Origin of the sequence: Occultella aeris, assembly GCF_902703175.1 — a bacterium.
Taxonomy (GTDB): domain Bacteria; phylum Actinomycetota; class Actinomycetes; order Actinomycetales; family Beutenbergiaceae; genus Occultella; species Occultella aeris.
This window is the reverse complement of the sequence record NZ_CACRYJ010000078.1, coordinates 1-241: the sequence shown is the minus strand read 5'-3', so window position 1 is coordinate 241 and position 241 is coordinate 1. Positions and strand designations below refer to the sequence as shown.

1 protein-coding gene is annotated in these 241 nt (G+C 70.1%); it reads left to right on the top strand.

Annotated elements, in window-relative coordinates; genetic code table 11:
• Positions 1 to 13: 13 nt before the first annotated feature.
• Positions 14 to 241 (top strand): HNH endonuclease signature motif containing protein (locus HALOF300_RS26810; protein ID WP_197522872.1); only part of this gene is annotated, 228 nt, incomplete at its 3' end.

Genomic DNA, 241 nt, shown 5'->3' with positions numbered 1-241 from the left:
GTTGGATCACAACGTGCCCTGGGTCGATGCCCCGGATGGGTCCGACGAGCCCGGCGACCCCTCCGGTGGGCGGACCTCGGCGGACAACCTGTCTCCGCTGTGCGGCCGGGACCACAACCTCAAGACCCACGGCGACTTCGAGGTCGAGCAGACCGAACCCGGCGTGTTCGAGTGGACCACCCCGGCCGGGCTGCGCTACCGCCGCGAACGCGACGAGACCACGACCTTCCTCGGCCACATC